18 protein-coding genes, 1 pseudogene and 2 riboswitches are annotated in these 19,521 nt (G+C 43.6%); of the genes and pseudogenes, 6 read left to right on the top strand and 13 right to left on the bottom strand.

Annotated elements, in window-relative coordinates; genetic code table 11:
* Positions 1-15: 15 nt before the first annotated feature.
* Positions 16-918: a DMT family transporter gene (locus EFBL_RS15130; RefSeq protein ID WP_172899721.1), complete on the bottom strand. Its 903-nt coding sequence runs from the start codon at positions 916-918 to the stop codon at positions 16-18.
* 362 nt (positions 919-1,280) lie between these two features.
* On the bottom strand, positions 1,281-1,508 hold the full coding sequence (locus tag EFBL_RS20960) for an MBL fold metallo-hydrolase (protein ID WP_207907549.1): 228 nt from the start codon (positions 1,506-1,508) through the stop codon (positions 1,281-1,283).
* 358 nt (positions 1,509-1,866) lie between these two features.
* Here EFBL_RS20960 and EFBL_RS15120 point away from each other — a divergent pair, with 358 nt between their 5' ends.
* A complete protein-coding gene (locus tag EFBL_RS15120; protein WP_096182915.1) occupies positions 1,867-2,634 on the top strand; it encodes a DODA-type extradiol aromatic ring-opening family dioxygenase in 768 nt (255 codons plus the stop codon).
* Between the two features lie 87 nt (positions 2,635-2,721).
* On the opposite strand, the gene EFBL_RS15115 is transcribed toward EFBL_RS15120, so the two are convergent.
* From EFBL_RS15115 to EFBL_RS15100, 4 genes and pseudogenes are all read right to left on the bottom strand, one after another.
* The gene (locus EFBL_RS15115) at positions 2,722-4,410 is read right to left on the bottom strand and encodes a methyl-accepting chemotaxis protein (RefSeq protein ID WP_096182914.1); all 1,689 of its coding nucleotides are present in this window, start codon (positions 4,408-4,410) and stop codon (positions 2,722-2,724) included.
* Between the two features lie 189 nt (positions 4,411-4,599).
* A riboswitch (cyclic di-GMP riboswitch) is annotated at positions 4,600-4,687 on the bottom strand.
* Between the two features lie 248 nt (positions 4,688-4,935).
* Positions 4,936-5,715: pseudogene (locus EFBL_RS15110) on the bottom strand (tyrosine-type recombinase/integrase); the annotation flags it as partial.
* Between the two features lie 124 nt (positions 5,716-5,839).
* Positions 5,840-6,574 carry an EAL domain-containing protein gene (locus EFBL_RS15105; RefSeq protein WP_096182913.1) on the bottom strand — a complete coding sequence of 245 codons (735 nt, stop codon included), beginning with the start codon at positions 6,572-6,574 and terminating at the stop codon, positions 5,840-5,842.
* Positions 6,575-6,578: 4 nt separating this feature from the next.
* Positions 6,579-6,776, bottom strand: coding sequence for an aspartyl-phosphate phosphatase Spo0E family protein (locus tag EFBL_RS15100; protein ID WP_165912416.1), 198 nt, complete (start codon positions 6,774-6,776; stop codon positions 6,579-6,581).
* A gap of 142 nt (positions 6,777-6,918) precedes the next feature.
* Here EFBL_RS15100 and EFBL_RS15095 point away from each other — a divergent pair, with 142 nt between their 5' ends.
* Positions 6,919-7,881 (top strand): tyrosine-type recombinase/integrase, encoded by a 963-nt coding sequence (locus EFBL_RS15095; RefSeq protein ID WP_165912430.1) that lies wholly within the window; start codon positions 6,919-6,921, stop codon positions 7,879-7,881.
* Between the two features lie 431 nt (positions 7,882-8,312).
* Here the strand turns inward: EFBL_RS15095 and EFBL_RS15090 are convergent, their stop codons facing one another.
* The 4 genes from EFBL_RS15090 to EFBL_RS15075 all read right to left on the bottom strand — a co-directional run bounded on the left by EFBL_RS15090 (position 8,313) and on the right by EFBL_RS15075 (position 12,930).
* The gene (locus EFBL_RS15090; protein ID WP_096182910.1) at positions 8,313-8,945 is read right to left on the bottom strand and encodes an HD-GYP domain-containing protein; all 633 of its coding nucleotides are present in this window, start codon (positions 8,943-8,945) and stop codon (positions 8,313-8,315) included.
* 173 nt (positions 8,946-9,118) lie between these two features.
* A complete protein-coding gene (locus tag EFBL_RS21700; RefSeq protein ID WP_096182909.1) occupies positions 9,119-11,251 on the bottom strand; it encodes a LuxR C-terminal-related transcriptional regulator in 2,133 nt (710 codons plus the stop codon).
* Positions 11,236-11,394, bottom strand: coding sequence for a hypothetical protein (locus EFBL_RS21405; protein ID WP_231705824.1), 159 nt, complete (start codon positions 11,392-11,394; stop codon positions 11,236-11,238). Before EFBL_RS21405 ends, EFBL_RS21700 begins: the two co-directional genes overlap by 16 nt.
* 108 nt (positions 11,395-11,502) lie before the next feature.
* On the bottom strand, positions 11,503-12,930 hold the full coding sequence (locus EFBL_RS15075; RefSeq protein WP_096183049.1) for an RAD55 family ATPase: 1,428 nt from the start codon (positions 12,928-12,930) through the stop codon (positions 11,503-11,505).
* A gap of 256 nt (positions 12,931-13,186) precedes the next feature.
* Between EFBL_RS15075 and EFBL_RS15070 the strand changes: the two genes are divergently transcribed.
* Both EFBL_RS15070 and EFBL_RS15065 read left to right on the top strand, forming a co-directional pair.
* Entirely contained in the window at positions 13,187-14,272 is a 1,086-nt protein-coding gene (locus EFBL_RS15070) for a tetraprenyl-beta-curcumene synthase family protein (RefSeq protein WP_096182907.1), read from the top strand.
* Between the two features lie 115 nt (positions 14,273-14,387).
* Positions 14,388-14,473, top strand: a riboswitch (cyclic di-GMP riboswitch).
* Between the two features lie 290 nt (positions 14,474-14,763).
* Positions 14,764-15,129: a response regulator gene (locus EFBL_RS15065; protein WP_096182906.1), complete on the top strand. Its 366-nt coding sequence runs from the start codon at positions 14,764-14,766 to the stop codon at positions 15,127-15,129.
* 335 nt (positions 15,130-15,464) lie between these two features.
* On the opposite strand, the gene EFBL_RS15060 is transcribed toward EFBL_RS15065, so the two are convergent.
* The 3 genes from EFBL_RS15060 to EFBL_RS20365 form a co-directional block, all read right to left on the bottom strand.
* A complete protein-coding gene (locus EFBL_RS15060) occupies positions 15,465-17,258 on the bottom strand; it encodes a site-specific integrase (RefSeq protein WP_096182905.1) in 1,794 nt (597 codons plus the stop codon).
* The gene (locus tag EFBL_RS15055; RefSeq protein WP_096182904.1) at positions 17,255-17,710 is read right to left on the bottom strand and encodes a DUF3052 domain-containing protein; all 456 of its coding nucleotides are present in this window, start codon (positions 17,708-17,710) and stop codon (positions 17,255-17,257) included. Before EFBL_RS15055 ends, EFBL_RS15060 begins: the two co-directional genes overlap by 4 nt.
* A 64-nt stretch (positions 17,711-17,774) precedes the next feature.
* A complete protein-coding gene (locus EFBL_RS20365) occupies positions 17,775-18,101 on the bottom strand; it encodes a hypothetical protein (protein ID WP_131927627.1) in 327 nt (108 codons plus the stop codon).
* Positions 18,102-18,398: 297 nt separating this feature from the next.
* Between EFBL_RS20365 and EFBL_RS15045 the strand changes: the two genes are divergently transcribed.
* A complete protein-coding gene (locus EFBL_RS15045; RefSeq protein WP_207907548.1) occupies positions 18,399-18,797 on the top strand; it encodes a nucleotidyltransferase substrate binding protein in 399 nt (132 codons plus the stop codon).
* On the top strand, positions 18,794-19,102 hold the full coding sequence (locus EFBL_RS15040) for a nucleotidyltransferase family protein (protein WP_096182901.1): 309 nt from the start codon (positions 18,794-18,796) through the stop codon (positions 19,100-19,102). The genes EFBL_RS15045 and EFBL_RS15040 overlap by 4 nt, the downstream gene beginning before the upstream one ends.
* Positions 19,103-19,521 lie beyond the last annotated feature (419 nt).

Raw genomic sequence — 19,521 nt, 5'->3', positions numbered from 1 at the left:
CCGACACCTCTTTCGTCAGGATTCAGCTCTCACGGGTGAATTTTCCCCAGTTTCTGCGTTTTTGGCTTTTTCCCTGGCCACAACAACCAGAATAGCTCCCGTTAAAACGATCAACCCGCCAAAGATCTGGGGATATGTCATTTTTTCCTGAAGCAGCAGAATGGAAAAAACGCTGGTAACTACAGGTTCGATCATGCTTAGGATCGATGCTTTCGTAGGGCCCGTCAGATTCATTCCGGCAAAAAAACAGAACATGGAAACCACTGTTGAAAATATCGCAATACTCAGAATGGGCAGCCATCCGCTTGCTTCAAATTCAAAATTCAGCGTATCTGTAAATACTCCCCAGATGAAAAAAGACACGGATGCAAATAAAGCGATAAAAGCGCTGGTTATGATGGGAGGAACCTTTAACGCTACCCGATTTCCAATCACAATATAAAACGAATACACAACGGCAGCGCCAAGAGCTAACAAAACGCCAATTATATTACTGTTTCCGCCGGGAGAACCGAGTACAAGCACCATCCCAAACAGCGAAATTACTATGGACAGCACCAATGGCACTGATAACCTCTCTTTGTTGACAAAAAAAGAGAGAACGGCAACAAATACAGGATACAAGTAAAGCAACAAAGCGGCTAAAGCAGTGGATATGTACTTGACCGATAAGAAATAGAATGAGGACTGTAAAGTGTAAAGCACGCATCCCAAGAACACCAGAGACAGCAATTGTTTTCTGGTCATGCTCCATTTCTTGATTCTCAGAAACAAATAGGCAAAGAAAATAACGGAAGCGAATGCAAAACGCAGAAACAGAAGAGTGGCTACACTTACACCGCTTTCATATGCAAACGACGCAAAGATAGTCAATAGGCCGAATCCTGTCGCCGACAAGAACACCAAAAAATGCCCCATAAACCATTGCACCTCATTTTTTCTCTTCAGGCGTTGATTAGATTTTTTTATTATACATAAATTTTGAAAACGACAGCAAAAAAGACACGGAGTACAAATCTCCATGTCCTTGAAAACGAAGTTTTCCACTTGTTTCTCTTAGCCCAGCACTTCTTTCCAGACGTGAGCCAATTCTTCAATAGCCTTCTTACCGTCGCCCGAGAAAGACGAACCATGCATAACGGCAAGAGTTTTTGGACGGAGAGCGGCAAGGTCATGTAGAACTCGATCTGCGGCGGGGCTGTAAGGGATATAGTCGGCGAACGGGCTTTGCTGGTAGCTTTTCAGGAGCTCACGGCAACGTTCAGCCATGCTGTTTTCGGTTAGAGGTTCCACGTCACCGTTATGATGAAACCGATCCACCGCAGTTGGGTCGGGTCGATAAGACGGGCGACAGCTTCCCGAATTTCCGGAAAGAGCCCTTTTCGTCCAGTATGGTACAAAAGTGGCTCTTCGTCTCGAACCAGAAACTGATTAAACTGCATGTCGGCTTGGGGTACGAAGACAGAAATCCGAAAAATATCAGGGGCGATTTCGTCTATTCGTGTCATGAACATTCCTCCCTCAGATTCAAGCTAAGATTTATTTTCACAAACTAAACATTCTGACTACCCTTATCATATTAAGTAACCTCTTACAAAAGACTTACATTTCACTTACCGAAATCTGTTGTTTTAACAGTGCTCCGCAAGGAATTCCACATTTCGTCGGGAAGAAGCCCCAACCGCCAGAGGGCAATTCCATTCAGATTGTATCTCTTGGCAATTCCTACTTTCGTTAAAATGCTTTCCGTTGCCAGCCAAGCGCTTCCGAAAAAAGCGCATCCAAAAGACCCATTTGATTATTTGCTTAGAATTATATATAATAACTTACGAAAAGTAAGTAATTCTGCTGTGGCGGTGAAAAAATATGGTTCCATCTTTATTTTTGGCGCATGGGTCCCCTATGCTAGCCATTGAAACCAATGAATACACTCATTTTCTTGCAAATCTTGGCCAACGAATAAAACCAAAAGCCATCGTCATTTTTACTGCTCATTGGGAAACTGAAGTCCTTACAATTTCTTCGAGGGACGATGTATATGAAACGATTTATGATTTCTATGGCTTTCCGGACGAACTGTATACCGTCAAATATCCGGCAAAGGGATCAACGCAAATCGCTTCGATTCTGGAAGAAAGATTTGAAAACCAGGGAATTAACGTGAAAAAGGATTCAGTCAGAGGTTTGGATCATGGTTCTTGGACTCTTTTATCTCGCATGTATCCGGAAGCAGATATTCCAGTGATTCAGATTTCGGTCAATCCTTATCTTTCCGCAAACGAACAATTTAAAATGGGTCAATCCCTTCAAGGTCTTGGTAAGGAAGATATTTTAGTCATCGGCAGCGGGGTGACGGTTCATAATTTACGAATCATCAAATGGGGACAAACCACTCCGGAACCATGGGCTGTAGAATTTGATGATTGGTTGATTGACAAGATCCAAAACAGGGACTTGGATTCGATCTTCCAATATGAAAAATTGGCGCCCCATGCTCGAATGGCAGTACCAAGACCGGAGCACTTTGTTCCACTCTTGATTGCCATGGGAAGTGGCGATTCGCAAACAAAAGCGAAAGTTATTCATCGAAGTTATGAAGCTGGAACATTGAGCTATCTTTGTTTTGAGCTTTAATTTTCTAAGGAAACATGCCCCTGGAAATCGAATATTGCTCTCAGGGGCATGTTCGTTCCCGCAGCTTATCAGAAAATGATGGACATCTTATACTTTAAACTTTCCAACAAGGGTCTGTAATTCTTCTGCCATTTTAGACAGGGCAGAAGCGGAAGCAGTGATTTCCTCCATCGATGCCAGCTGCTCTTCTGCGGCGGCCGATACATTCTGTGTTCCAGCTGCCGCTGTTTCCGCTGCTTCTGTAATCACATTAATGGAGTTGACAACCTGCTCTGTACCTGCAGACATTTGTTGAGAAGAGGCTGAGACTTCTTCAATCTGACTTGCCACTTCATTTACGAAACGCTGGATTTCTTTAAATGATTCACCCGCTGTGGTTACAACTTTAATTCCGTCAGCCACTTCTTTAGTCGCTGTTTCCATGGTTTGAACAGCATTATTCGTTTCACCCTGGATACTGGTAATCAAATCCGCAATTTGTTGTGCAGATTGAGCCGATTGCTCAGCCAATTTACGAACTTCATCCGCTACGACAGCAAATCCACGTCCGTGTTCGCCAGCCCTTGCGGCTTCGATCGCTGCATTCAAGGCTAACAGATTGGTTTGTGCGGCAATGCTAGTAATCACTTCCACAATCTGTCCGATTTCCTGGGAACGTTCACCCAGCCCTTTCACCGCATCTGCCAATCCATTGACTGTACTGCTAATGGAATTCATTTGCCGGACAACTGTCTGAATCGCTTGATTGCCTTCCGATGCGATTTCGGAAGCCTGAATGGCAGTGGAAGAGACATTTTGGGCATTTGCCGCAATCTGCTGCACGCCAACCGACATCTCGTTTATCGCTTTCGCACTCTCGTCTACACTGCGGACTTGCTTCTCGGAACCCACCGCTACTTCTTGAATAGTGGAGGCAATTTGCTCGGTTGCCTTGCTGGTTTGTTCGGCGCTGGCAGTCAACTCTTCTGATGCTGCAGCAACCTGTTCCGCACTGGACCCGACTTGACGGATCAAATTTCGGAGATTTCTTGCCATTTGATTAAAGGAATTGGCCAGATCACCAATTTCATCCCGGTTTTTGACTTTGATCTCATCCGCGGTCAAATCACCGGATGCGATTAGTTCGGCAATTCCTGCCATGGCAACCATCGGTTTGGAGATCATTCGGGAGATGAAGAATCCGATCAGGATTGCCAGAACCAACCCGACTACACTGATGACAAGAACAGTTATTGTAACGGAATGCACCAGATCGGTGTTAGCCTGTCTGCCTTCATCCATTAGTTTCTGCTGGCGATCGGCAATCGCATCAGCCTGAGTTCCCATGTCTCTTCCCAACTGGGCGACTTCCGTGTTTGCCAGTTTATTAGCTTCGGCTTGGTTGGTTTGCATCAATTCGAGGATCTGATCGGACTTTTTCTTGTACTCTTGATTCAAAGCGCCTAGCTTTTCTAGCTCTTCCTTTTGTTCGGTACTGTTGACCATACTGATTGTTTTGTTCACTAAGTCATTTAGCTTGGCATTGGCGTTTTGTAAATTTTTTAATGTATTTTGATCTTGTGTCAAAAGATAGCCACGCAGACTGGCATTCTGTTGAACAGCATTCACCTGGATGTCTTTTGCTTGAACCAGGACAGATGCACGCCGCTCAAGAAGCTCCGAATAGGAAGTGTCCACTTTTTTGATGGAGTAGTAGGTGATACCGCTTGTAATTCCGAGAATAGCGGCAACTGTCAAGAATCCTCCAATCAATTTTTTGCCGATTGTAAATTTCATCGATACCGCCCCATTCACTTATTCATGTGTTACTTGATATGTAACCCAAATTCTTCGTCTCCCACCCGAAAACGACAGTCTTAAAATCATCCAATGTTATTCCCATACAACTCCTCCTGGCTTGTTTTTTTAAAAAAATAAAAACCCTCTGTCAAGCGCAATCAAAGACCGCCTCAAGAGAAGGTTTTCAAGTGCAGCTTGGCAACCGTAGCGGATAAGGTACTTTAGGCCCATAGCTTTGCGTCCCTGCCTTTCGGCAGGTTTGCCCAAATTATATTCCGTTCAGCAAAAACAATAGATCACTTTCGCATGGCCGATCTATAGTTCAACGACAAAAAACTACTACCTGTTGTCGTCTGATATATATCCCCTCTTTTTAGTCATCAAAACTGTTAGTAAAATAAATTTCGTACAATGTGAGTTGTTCGACATTTTTTTATCAAATTCGACAGATCCAACAACTCTTATTATAGATTAAAAGGAAAAACTTTACAAGACATTTAAAAATTTATTAAAACTCAGTGATTAAAATATTTCTTTAAGACAATCTTCCACAAAATCGGAGGCCGCTTTTTTCATTTGTTCCACCGTATGCAGATAGCGTTGGGTTGTAGTAATTTGTGAATGTCCAAGATTCTCCTGAACCTGTTACAATGAAGCTCCATGAAGCAAGGCTAGTGTAGCGTTCGTATGCCGCAGCCAATGAGGAGTCACTTTTTTCTCCAGGTGGCTTTGTTCACGGGCTTGCTGAATAATGCGTTCTACTTGCCTTATTGTAAACGGGAAAAGTCGTTGGTTTGGATCTTGGCGTTTTTTTAGCTTCCGAGAGTCAAGAGGAAGTTGTTTTAGCATATACCACAAAGTTTGCGGCACTTTGACTTCTCGCTGTTTTCCTCCCTTCCCTTCCATCACCGTTAACCAAATAGAAGTTTCTGAAGGGTCGGTATGAAAATGTCTCCATTCAATTGAAACCAATTCTGACACCCGTAATCCCAGCAATACGAGAGTTATACCAATGAGATAATCTCGGGAGCCTTGTTTTCTTAATTGATTCAATAATTGAATAACCTCTCGTTTGGTTAGATAGTGATTTTTACTATTTACCGGTACTTTTGGGGTTTGTAAAGAGGTTGTCGGATTGTGAGCAAAAATTCCAACATTTGGATCACTCCCCCATTTATATAGAGATCGTAGCGGAGCAATCATACTGGCGATTGTGGCAGGAGCCAGAGATTTGCGACTTTTGCTGCAAAATCCTTGTTCCAAAGCAATCCTATACACTTCAACTTCCCGCCATGTGACATCACACCCTCTTGAATTACCCCACAAAAAAGGAAGAAGCACGGAACGCATTCCCTGCTTCTGAGGACTTTCTCACTTGTCTTGTATCACACGTCATCTGTATAACTTTCGCTGTTTTGCGGCAGCATCACGGTTTCCCCCGAAGTTTCTTTGGCATATGAGCCATTGTTTTTGAAAGCGCGAAAGGAAGTCCAAGAAAGAATCCCTGCCCATACGGAACGCCCAGTTCTATTAAAATATCTCTCTGTGCTTCTCTTTCAATGCCCTCTGCAATGAGGGTGGTTTTGACTTTGTCAGCAAACGCTACCATACCTTCAATGACCCTGCGAGCCTGATCGGACTGATCTACACGAGCAATGACAGATCGATCAAGCTTGATATAATCGGGTTGTAGTGCTTCAACTAACCAAAAATTTGAAAAGCCTGTACCAAAATCATCAAGTGCAAGTTTCATCCCTTGTGCTCGTAACGTATCCAATTCCCGCTTCAATGACTCGACACTATGAATGCGTGTTTGTTCTGTGATTTCTAATACCAATTGATTAATCGGAACTTCAAGCTTTGTTACATCTTCAAAAATAAATCCTGCTTGTAAAGACAGAGCGTGACCGTTTAGAAACAAGAGAGAGTTTTTAACGAAGGAAACCGCCTCTCGAACAGCGATATGCCGGGCTATGTAATCTAACAACATCTGTTTTTGTTCAGGTTGTTGAAATAATACGGAAGGTGGAAGATCCTTTCCGTTAGCTCTTCTTCCTCTAATTGTAGCTTCATATGCAAAATCAGTTGCAGGGTCCGTTAATCGTACAATCCGTTGATAGAGAGGGTACAATTCAATATTTTTCAATGAGTTTTTATTCATTGCCTCACCTCAATGTTTTCATCTGACTATAAGCTGATCGGATACGGATTTGGTACTCCACAATCAGATCATCGAGATGCAGGCTTAGACGATACACATCCGGATCAGAAAATGCCCTTTTGTTTTGAAAAGCAACATGAAGTTGACTGCGCGTCGCTTCTATCCGCTTTTTCAGTTGTTTGAGATTTTCCTGATCATCCACGTTAATTTCCTCTCTTGTTTTGCGATCACTTGCTCGGTGATCGTTTTACTTCGTTTCCATATTTAACTAGTCAAGAAAGATGAGTAAAATGGAGTTCGTACAAGACGGGTTGTTCGACATTCAGAAGGAGGAAAAAGAATTGATGATACAGCAAGGGCTCATGTCGCTTCCGGTCTCCAATTATAATGAGTATCCAAGAGAATATTCGGATGAGCAAATCATCCAGATATTTTTGACGACATTTAATCGCTCCCAGTACACTCGCCGAAATTACAGTCGAGCTATTGATCAATTTCGCCGGTTCATTTCTTACAAACCTTTACGGGAAGTAACATGGCGTGAAATTCAGGTGTATAAAATTTCCTTGGAACAAGGTTTTTGCAGCAATAGTCGTAAGTCTTTGGCTCCTGCAACAGTAGCCAGTCTGATCGATCCATTACGGTCACTTTACAAATGGGGAAACCACCCAAATATTGGAATTTTTACTCACAATCCTACCGCCTCTGTAGACACTCCCAAAGTGCCAATAAATAGCAAAAATCACTATCTGACCAAACGAGAACTTGCACATCTATTGAATCAATTAAAAAAACAAGGACAACGCGATTACCTAATTGGTCTAACTCTTGTTTTATTGGGATTAAGAGTATCCGAGTTGGTGTCTATTCAATGGGGACATTTTCATACCGATCCGGCGGAAACTTCTGTATGGTTAACGGTGATGGAGGGCAAGGGACGAAAACAGCGTGAAGTCAAAGTACCTCAAACATTGTGGAACTTAATCTGTATACTATCGGTCAACTCTCAAGAACAAGGAAAAGACCGAGATCCATATCAACGACTTTTCCCTATTTCCGTAAGGCAAGTCGAGCGAATTATTCAGAAAGCTCGTGAACAAAGCCACCTGGAGAAAAAAGTGACTCCTCATTGGCTGCGGCATACTAACGCTACACTAGCCTTGCTTCATGGAGCTTCATTGCAACAGGTTCAAGAGAATCTTGGACATTCAGAAATCACAACTACCCAACGTTATCTGCATACGGTGGAACAAATGAAAAAAGCGGCCCCCGATTTTGTGGAAGACTGCTTAAAGGATATCTTTTAGAAATTAAATACGACAAGATTATAAAAATCGTATTCAATCGTAATGTTTTGAGGTATAATAAAAGTTGAAAAATTATTTGTCGGTTCTGGTCGTTTTTTGAAATAATATGTCGAACAACCCGTCTTGTACGACATGTATAACCCCTAAGCACCCTCACTTGATAATCACCACATAGCCTTTCTAACTTTTCATTCTTCCCCGAATAATGTACAATCTGCCCAATTTCCGGTTTGTTTATTATGGTTTCTAGAGATTAAATTACACGATGTTCAATGGAATTTTCAATGTAACTACTTCAAACAGAAAACAGCCGGTTATTCCTGCGTTAAGAAGGACCGGCTGTTTCTAAATATCCCTGCTTGTAGAAATTTATTGTACTGGATACTAAGAGAATCGATCTCCTGACTTAATAATGGATTGATCATTGTAACTCACATACTCCTGTAATATATATATTGTTCAAAAATTTTCACCACTTCCAGATCAAAATGCTCACCGCTCCATCGAACAAGCTCATTCATGGCTTGCTCCAAGCTTTTCGGCTGATTGTAGGCGCGAACGGTTGTCATGGCGTCAAAGCTGTCGGCCAGACGCACAATTCGGACAGGAAGGGATAAAAATTTCCCGGTCAACCCAAAAGGATAACCCGTCCCGTCAAGATTTTCATGATGATAAAGAAGGACATCCAAATCGACCAAGCCAGGGTTGACCATTTCTTGTACAATTTCAAAACCGAATTGCGGGTGCAGTCGTAGAATGCGCAATTCTTCTTCATTTAGCCGCTCTTTCTTATCAAGAATTTCTCTTGCTACAAACAGTTTTCCCACATCGTGAAGCAATGCAGACCTCACCAGTACCTGTTGTTCAAGTCTATACAATCCCATCATTTTGGCAAGTTCCAGACTATAGTGCGCTACCCGAAGTGAATGAAAGTAAGTATAGGAATGGTGTTCTTTTAGCCGCCCCAGGATGAAAGCCGATGGATCGTTTATCGCAAAATGCATAATTGACCCAGGAATATCAAAAAAATCAAATTGCATTTCCAGTTTTCCCCCGTTCAACACATTCTTGCCTTCTCATGATGTCTCACTTCACCTATTCTGATGAATGGGGGATGAAAATTTTATCCCTGACTCTTCCTATTTTTCGTCTCCGTTGGTTAGGAACCCGGATAGGAATCCAGTACTATAACCCAGCACAAAAAAGAAACCTCCCTCCTGCTCGATCAGAAGAGAGGTTACATATTTGAATCCGGTGTCTGGGCATATCCGCTCCGGTATGCCTTGGCAATTAATTGGGTGCGATCAGACACTCCCAGTTTCTGAAAAATATTGGACATATGATTCTTGACCGTATGTTCGCTGATGAAGAGTTTTGCGGCGATTTCCCGATTGCTTAACCCTTTAATAACCAGATGCATTACTTGTTGTTCACGTGAGGTAAGCGGCCATTCCGATATCTGCTTGTCAATGGAAATTTGACGATTGGCCACTTCTCGGGTGTCCAAAAAAACAATAAAGTTTTCGCGAATTACAGTACTGACGGAGACCAATTCGCTCAGAATCTCCGTTGACTCCTTATGCAGCAAATAGGTCAATACGAGAGCGACGATCTGGGAGACGCTTCCGTAGAAAGTGCTGCCTGCTGTCACTTTTTCCGGTTCTTTTACCAATTCCTCATACTCTTTCAAAATCGCGAGGAGTTCAGGACTCGGCAGGGTTTCCTTCAGAAAATCAAAATCATAACGGGATAGTAAACAAGCATGCGCCAGATTACGTATTTCCGCGACGGAAAGTCCAAAGTACTTTGCAAACGAAACGGCTAACTCTTTTGCATCGGCCGTCAATTTATAGGCTTCATAGTCCCACTGTTCCATCGACCGGTGCAGGATGCCGACAAGTTGATCCATCTGGTCCATGTTCTTCCTGTCCTGCAAATGCTGGATCGCAACTCCTCCCATAACGGACAGACCGGACAGAAGGGTTTGATATTCGGCCATTTCTTTTTTACTGCCAAGTCCGACACTTAAGATTCCCTGGATCTGTCCTTCATAAACAATCGGGCATTCAGCAACCGGAGTGCCCCAGCCGGTTTCGTGCACAGCCGCTTCCCAGGATTGAGGATTGTCCGTGCTTTGTGTCGCAAAATATCTTTCCGTCAAATCTTTGCGATACTGGTCAATCTGTTCAGCTGTCAATCCCCTCGACACAATCCTGGTTGTTCCATCTGCATCCCGTTCTCTTAACAAAACGCATGAAAACGGTCCCTGTACCAGATTCAGGCTCATATCGACAAGGATCAGAAGAATTCTTTTCAGGTCTTGAACCACATTCAGTACCTGACAGATTTCCAACAATACCGACAGGCGCAGCATTTGAGCGTTCATGCGCTGCTGCAATGATACTTGAGTCTTGTGAATCGCCAGCAACCGTGCAATGATGCGTCCGAGATCGATATCATCCTGTTTTAAGCGGTTGTCGGAAAAACTTCCTCCAAACAACAGCGCTATAACTTCCTCCCGCTCGAGAACCGGATAACAGAACAAGCTGTGAGGATGAAGATTTTTTTGAGTAAAAAAAAGAGTTCTGGGATCCCGCGAAATATTTTCCCAGAATCCGAATGTTCCCGTGGCGGACACCTGTCCCAGAAAGCCCTCGCCCGTTGAAAAGGCGGTTCCTGCCAGGTGGCCGCCGGTTGTACTGAGAATATGGGTAACAGAAAAAGATTCTTCGTCTGTTTTTTCCGCCGCTCCGAGAAAATCGATTCCCCGGGCTGCCTTCAGAAATCTCTCCAGAATCGTGGGCACAGTCAAATCAGGTGACCCAACAAGATCCGACACTTCTTGCAGGATGTCAAACTTTTGCTTCTGTTCTGCTTCCATACGGTCACGAGCCGTGAAATCAGACACAATCTTGGCGAGGTTTCCGATTGAGTCCAGAAGCTCTTGTTTCACCTCTTCGGTCGTATCGGACACGGTCGCAAGAGCTTTTATCCACTGCGAAGGATCTTCCATGTGGGTATCAAAGTACTCTCGAAGCAATTCACGGGTTTGTTCTTCCACAATAACTCCGGCCCAAATGAAATACTCCGTTTTTTCTCCGATTCTGACGGGAGCCAAAATAAACTTGATTCCCGGAAATGAGTGTTCATACATTATGGGTTTCGTGATCTGTGAAAAGATGTCGATCACTTTACGAACCCGCTCCTGCAGCGAGGGTTTTTGATATTCCAAAATTAACTTTGTCAGCGAATTGATCCCGGAAAAATGTGTTACCCAGTTTCCTTCCGAATCGAACATCGTAATCGTCATATTGCATAGAGAGGCATAGGCATCCTGCAATTCTTGCAAGAGATCTAAACTTTTTGCCATGATGTATCTAACTCGCTTGTAATTTCCGGCTGGATGTAGCGATAAATGGCCTGTTCCCCCTCACCGATCTTTTCCAATATCGAAAGGGATACAAGATGCTGCAAAACCGGTTCGATATGCTCCCGCTTTCTTCCCAAACGCAACGCAAGACCCCCTGCCGTCTCAAAAGTATACGGGTTTTCTTGAAAGAACAATGTGCACTCTATCCGCAGGGGAAACATTTGATTATTGTCCATCATTTTTCCCCTTCCTTATACTAACCGGATAAACGGTTTTTCAGGTATGCTTTCCACTACAAAAGGTTCGGACATCCTGCCGTTCGGCGATTTGGTTACCTGAAGGTATTGATAGTTACCGTCGACCCATGTACGAATGACCCCGCTGCATGTCCGTTCCAGGAAAGAAGCCGTTGCTTCCCCGATTTCGGCAAAATTGCACAATACTAAAACGGTGATCCCATACGCTCTTGCTCGGGCCGCTTCTTCAGCAAAAAAATTCATTACATATTCTTTTCCGCGTTCTGAAAATATCGTATTCAGATCGTAATACGCAAACCATTTCTCCCCCCGCTCAATGCTGTCTCCCATGATCGGAGCCAAAGTTTCCCTCCGCTTCCGGACATATTCTTCATTATCCAACCCGTTGACATTTACGACTACCGGTTCAAATGCGGGTGGAACGGGACGGCTGTAATGTTCAATAAAGAACACTTTCCGTTGCTTGGCCTCTTCTTCCAATGACACTCCATACAGTTGGATCAAATGCTGAAGATCGGAAATTGTTGTTGAGCTTGCAAGCAGAGCAACAGTTCTTTCTCCTGCGAGGATCCTGTTAGCGTAAATCGAAGCTAGCAAATATTTATAATTCGCTTTGCTGTTGGTATCCAGGATAAATACGGATCCCCCTCGAATCCCACCTGAAAGCGCCTTGTCCAATGCGGAAAAACCGGTTGCAATTACATTGGGATCGTTCGCTAATGTCTTGTCCTCAACCATCGATAAGGCAGGGATCAAGTGGATACCTTCCTGTGTAAATTTGTAGATGTGTTCACCTTCCAGGATCTTTTTTCCCCGCATCTTTAATACTTCCAAAGTACGCTTCCGGTATTTCTCCAGATGAACCTGCAGTGACAAGCGGATTACCCCGTCCGCCACATAATTTTCAAACGGCACTTCACCGGAACCGATCGAGTCTTGTTCACGGATCAACAGGGAAGTTAATGAAAATTTGCGTAAAATGTTGCGCAGACTGTATATCGTTTTCCGGTGCAAATCCTGATTGTTCTTCCCGTATTGAAACAAACTGATACTGTCTATCACTACACGACGGCATTGAATTTCATTCACGATTTGCTCAAACAAACCGCCCGGCGTCATCATCTGCTCCAACAACACCTCGGGGGAGATGCAAATCACCCGGATTCGGTTGTCTTTTTCCAATTGCCGTAGATCCCAGCCGAATGCCGCCATTTCCTTATACAGTTGTTCCGGCAACTCTTCGAATGTAATATAAATTCCGGGCTCATTGTCGAAAACAGCTCCCCGATAAAGGAATTGCAGTCCCAGAGTGGTCTTTCCCGTTCCAGGTGCCCCTTCGAGAATAATCGAGGAACTTTCGGGAAATCCGCCGTCCAAAATGTAGTCTAACCCTGCAATGCCTGAAGAAATTGTAGTATGCATAAAGACCACCTTCAGTTTCGGATTATTCTTTTTATCCAATAACACCACCTTTATAAGTAGTTCAACACCTGGACAAAATTCCCTTTCTTTAAATTTTCGTCCCTTCTGTCGACATACTCACCGTTCCTTTACGTTTTGTCAATTCACACATGCCCTCAGTGTATCATTTTTGCTGGATTGTTACATATTCTTCCTGGAATTCATAGGCCATTAGAGGTACTATTGCAGAAAAAGGACGAGTGCAGGAGGGGCTGGAGTGAAGCTTTCCACATGGAAGTTTCTGTTTCAAATTCAAAATCGGATATTGCCCGTTGTGCATAAAGAGTTGGATTTCTGGAAGCAGCAGGCTCTCCGGATTCCTGATCCAGAGTTGCGCCACCAGGCGCTGGAAAGTATTCGGAATAAGACTTTTCATTGTGAGGGAGGTTCTATTTATGCGGTCACAACAACTGCCGCTGAATCCCTTATCCAATTGATCGCAGCGTTCCAGACCATAAGCGATTATTTGGACAATCTTTGTGACCGCAGCACGTCTCTTGACCCCGAGGATTTTCATTGTTTGCATCAATCCATGCTGGATGCTGTTTCGCTCATGACTCCTTTGCATGATTACTATCAGGTGCGCAGACTTTCGGGAGAACCCTGTGAAGACGATGGCTATCTGGAAAAATTGGTCCGCACCTGCCGCAAACAGATCTCGAAATTGCCCAATTATCATTTGGTGGAAGGCCAGATTTTCGAGTGGGTAAGTTTGTATCGGGACTTGCAAGTGCATAAGCATGTACATCCAAAGGATCGTGAGCAAAGGCTGATACAATGGTGGGAAGCTCATCAATCCCGTTTCCCTGAATTGCGGTGGTATGAGTTTGCCGCTGCGACCGGGTCGACATTGGGGATATTTGCGTTGTTTTCAGTTGCTGCACAAGCCTCCGCAGCGAAAGATTCAATTTCTCGCTTACAGCAGGCCTATTTTCCATGGATTGCGGCTACTCATATTTTGTTGGATTATCTGGTAGATTACGAAGAGGACCAAATTGGCGGGGATTTGAACTTCGTCGCTTATTATTCAAGTCAGGAGGAAGCAAGCAAGCGGCTGCATTGGATTGCGGAACGGTCCAGACAAGAAGCGGGTTTGATGTTTGACCTGTCCCCGATTCATTCGATTGCTGTGGACGGGTTATTGGGACTGTATTTGTCAGATGGGAAAGTGAAGCGGCATTCCTCGATCAGGCAAATCGCCAAGTCACTTTTGCGGGAGTCATCCATTCGAAGCAAAATCTTCTACCTTTACAGCAAGTGGATTAGGGGGAAAGAAGTACGGATGCAGTTACCGCGGGTTTAGGGGAGTTGATATAAATAATGAATGGAAGAAGATTATGAATTAACTTTTTCAAAAGAAGTTGACAATACATGTTTTCCTCTCATAATAATTAAGTGAAACCTTTACAACGAATAACTTAATAACTGGAAGCGATGAAAAACTGTCTGGAATCTGGGCGCTTGGGACAGTTAGGAGCGAGTAGCGCAACCGGCCAATATCTTGATGGATATTGGTCGTTTTTTGTCTTAAACATGTAATCAAGGGGGAGGCCACAATGTTGCACCATCGAGGAACCGCACCAGCAGGTTCACCGGCTGGCGACGGAAATTTAACGGCTGATCCTCGCAGGCAACCGTGCAGAAGCAGAAAAACGTTTGGTTGAACTGGAACAAGCGTCGCAGCAGGTTGTGGCGAACTTGGACCGACTGTTGTCGGACTTGGAACGAGTGCACTGAAAACTATACTCAAATTTTTATCGCTCTCATTTTAGAAGAGAATTGAAGGGGTGCTCTATGGCCAAGAAAGTGCTTATTGTTGACGATGCCGCTTTTATGCGCATGATGCTTAGAAAAATTCTCAGTGACGCAGGTTTTGCAGTCATCGAGGCAGTAAACGGGAGAGACGCAGTGGAAAAGTATAGGCTGGTTCGCCCCGATGTTGTGACCATGGATATCACCATGCCGGACATGACTGGGATCGAAGCGGTACAAGCAATTATTGCACTGGATCCTGCAGCCAAAATTTTGATGTGCTCGGCGATGGGGCAACAAGCAATGGTGATAGAAGCGATTCAGTCTGGAGCAAAGGGGTTTCTTGTAAAACCATTTGACGGACAAAGGGTCATCGAAGAGGTGAGTAAACTGGCGGAAAAAGAATAAGCTGATACATCGAGGCTATGCACGTGAGGTTGTGAATTTGCAGACATACGACAGGTTCGCTCGAATCAATTCCCATAATTCGGCAATCCTGAATCAGCACCGCATTGTAAAAGAGACTATCGATACAAACGTCAAAGTAGGAATGGCAGAGAGAATGGATTCGAGCGTCTGTCGGGAAGTGTATGATCGCAAAAATGGGCACGGAAAATTACAAGAGAGGCAGCATGGTGCCTCTCTTGTTCCTGTGCCAATTATTCGCCCCTTCAAGAAATTCTCTAAATTATTTGCCACGATGCTTTGCTTTACCCAAGTTCGGGCTTGTGATTTAATTCAAATCACTTGTCACTGGGAGGATGAACGAAATACAGGTCCCCCATCAGATACCGATTCCCTTTTTTTACAATCAATCCGGAAAAAGTGAATCCAGGACTCAGATACTGATCCAATTCATTCGATACATGTATTGTATACGACCGGTCACCAAACAGATCGGTAATCCTCCATCGCTTGTCCCCTTTTCGCTCCATGATTTGAAAATATCCTTCAAGTCCGTCCGATGCCCCATTAATCCTTACCAGATGTTGAATATTGGGCCTGTGAAAATAATCCATAATCCTGAAGCATTGCGGCAAGGTCACTTTCCATTCCTTCAAAAGCGGTTCGCACTGGATCCATAACTCTCTGCAGCCTTGTTTGTGCAGCCACTTCAGGAATTTCGTCAGTGCCCCCACCAGATTTTCAGCTCCTGTTTTGGAACTGCTCATATCTTTTCGGATATACCACCAACAGACAAATTCTTCAATCTGTTCACGATTCAGAGTCTCCCAACTGGAATCGGCAGGGGCATAGCTTTCAAGATAGGCTCGAAATCGTACAAACATATCCATGTATTTGCGTTTTGTTGACTCCGATTTTTCTTTCATCTCTTCCTGCATAAACAAGTCCACTGTATCCCCGAACCAGTTAAAATCCGTTTGGGTTTGTATCTCCTCCGCGGCCTTCAATCTGGAAACCAGCTGTCTTTCCTCCAGGTCAGCCTGTTCACCCGCAATTTTTTCCGCTCTTTTCATTTCGTTCTGCAAAAGTCGCCACTCAAACTCGTTAAGTTCTTCTCCTTCCTCCCACTTGAGAAGCAATTCTTTTACTTTGTCCGACAGAATTCCCATATGGGATAACTCATCCAGGAAAAGACTGATCCTGTCTATCATTTCACGATCGCTCAATTCTCCGTCATCCCAAAGGAATTCCAACCCATCCTCTGAATAGCTGTCTTGGTTCTCCAGGTTGGAGGCAATTTCCAAGTCCCATCGAAAAAAAGGGGCCAGTCCCAAAGAGCGAAACTCCTGTTCAAAGGAGTTGGGCCAACGCTTGGTTTCAATAGATTCCTTCCACATAGCATGATGAAGAGTCTGATAAATATCCAGTTTAAAAGATCTGTCCTCAACTTTATCCAATAATTCCCTGTACTTTTCCGGCGACTCGTGGTAATAGTCGAAAAATAAATTCAATTTTTGAAGATGTTCTTCCACTTCCGGTGAGTTGTGCACCATGGCGGCTTCGTAATAAAGCTGCAATCCGCTGGATTTCTCTGTCCATTCTTTTCGAACATCGCGAAAGTGGATGGAATAAGCAGGTGACAACTGAAACGGATACTCAACCAGGAGCCAGCGATTGCCTATGGAATACAATCTGGTAATCAACAGACTCCAAGGCAGACAAAGCTCAGAAGGATTGATTACCGGAACAGTATAGTAAAGGCCAGTCAAGAAATCTCTGAGAATCATTTCCTGCTTGTTGGGAATGCCGGTTACCTGATACACCCCAATCCGGGTGGACAGCATCTTTTCAAGAACGGAGCGATGGGGCAGCTTTGGGTCTGACAAAAGAAGATGTTCCCCAAACGAGATTCCATTTGAATCCTTACGGTCAAACCACTCCCAGTTGTATCGGACTGACAGCCAAGGCTCCTCAAAAATCTCGCTTCCCAGAAACGGCAAGAGCTTTTGACTATCCCTTAAACCTCTGCGAGCCCATGGTTTGTACTTCTTTAAAGTATATTGAGTTGAAAGATAAGCAAAGATTTCGTCGATTCTTATCAATTCACTGTAAATCGAATCCAAGCCCTTCATTGTCCAATCCTCTGCTTCCCTTTTTCAGTCACAGCCGACTTCCGGGTCATGGTCTTGATATTCTCTGCCTTCCGGAAGCGCAAAGCGGACCAATCTTCATCAATTGCCACCTGAGATACAGGCTCATACCCTTCATCCCCAAGAAGAACCGCTACCGTTTCCCTGCTGCAATCCGATCCTTTATAGACTTTGGAAGACTTCTTGGGGTAGGACAGCCACAGAAGCCCATCTTCCCCAAGGACCTCTACTCCTTTGCGGGCCAGCGTCTGGATTTGTTCATTGCTTGTCCCAAATACTTGCACAAAAAGGTAGAATTCATTCTTGATCTCTTTATGGACTTCTGCATCGAAGGCAGTGAGAACTTCCTCGTATTCTTTCGGAGCATTCAGGATTAAGACATCACTCCACATGTGTGAAATGTTCAATAATGACAACGAGGTGTGCCGCTGCATTTAATTCTATTTTTTAACTCTCTTGCGTTACTCCTTGAGTTCGCTGGCTGTATATCGTTTCGTATCAGGATGATCCAGATACATTCTTCGATTTCTTCGGTAAATCTATATTCTGAACGTCTTCTTCGTTGGTTTCAAAGTTCTCCCCTTCAACGGAAACAAGATTGCCATTAATCACGAATAATCCGGATTGTTTCTCTTTCAGTGCATTTAATAGCTCTTCTTCAGTTTGATCACTTAACAATTCCAAGACCATCACCTCATGTTCATTATACCAAAATAGAGGTAAATCATCTTGTGCTATGACGACCCGTTGGAAAACAGTGACAGCAGAAGCCGAACCCCGGCTTTTATTCCCTCCATCTAAAACCGTTCTTTCTCCAAGAGACACATATAATGAAGATCCTCTTCCCACTTTAAGAATTGAAACTATAACATAACGAAATCCGGTTTAGATAGGTAGGATGGGCTTAGTTTCCTATTGCTCCCGATCAACGGGGCCTACCCGGTTAGTACGTATTGGTTTTGTGGTATAATTTATGTATAGATTCGCACGGAAAAACACGTGAACCTATTGATCTTACAAGTTACTTGTAAAAGGATACTATAGAGAAGCAAGACCTTTGAGGTCGAATTGTTGTCCTTGATTAATTTTTTCCAAAAACATACGAAAAAAAGTGAGGTATGAATGATGAGCACCGATATAAGATGGAAACAACGCTTTCATAACTTTGAAAAAGCGTTCAAAAATTTAGAAGAGGCCCTGGCTAAAACGGAACTTTCCAAGTTAGAAAAAGCCGGAGTCATTCAGATTTACCAGTTTACCTTCGAGTTGGCATGGAAGACGACCAAAGATTATTTGGAAGAAAAAGGTATTTCGGTAAAATTCCCTAGAGACACCATCAAGGAAGCATTTAAATATGAAATAATAGAAGATGGTGAATTATGGCTGGATATGCTGCAAAAAAGAAATTTCATGGCACACACTTACGATGAAGCCTTGGCAGAACTCGCTTACAGTCTGATTGCTGATCAATACTATGCCGCTTTGAGACAAGTCTTGCTGAATCTGGGAGCGGAACAATGAATCAATTTGGTATATCAGATAAATCGTTTCAGTTATTGCTGGATACTTTTATACATTATACTCAAGTGGAAGAAGTGATCCTCTTCGGCAGCAGAGCAAAAGGCAATTATAAAAAAGGAAGCGATATTGATTTAGCAATTAAGGGAGAAGAATGTTCAGCGAGTCTAGCTCTGACATTACAATCCTATATTAATGAGGAATTGCCCATCCCTTATACGGTGGATGTAATAGACTATAATTCTTTGAATCACAAGGAATTAAAAGAACATATTGATAGAGTTGGAATAAAATTTTATAAACGATGATCCACAATACGCCTGTCGGGCTTATGGCCGCACATTACCAGCGAAACAGAATATTTTCGTAAATCGCTTACCAATTTTGCTGGAGGGAACGCGCTGGTGACAAGGAGGTTTCCCTCTGCATCCCTGAATCCGGTCGGGCCTTAAGCAGCGCTTACAGCTCCCATCATTTGTCATGCGGTGTTCGCTTATTTTAATGTCTTATTCTTCCTCTCCCAAAATATCCGACACACGTTTCTCCCATTGTACATCCATACGTTTCAGCATCCATTTCCTGTTTACGTGCCTTATTTGGGCAGCAGAATCCATCGGGTCATTTCATCTTAAACAAATGCTGATGACAGTCTGATTCAGTTTTAAACTTCTTCTGAAATTGAATCAGGCTGATAGACTCTTGCTTAGCCATGAACACTCACTCCCGA

The organism is Effusibacillus lacus (genome assembly GCF_002335525.1).
Taxonomy (GTDB): domain Bacteria; phylum Bacillota; class Bacilli; order Tumebacillales; family Effusibacillaceae; genus Effusibacillus; species Effusibacillus lacus.
This window is presented reverse-complemented; position numbering and strand designations above follow the sequence as displayed.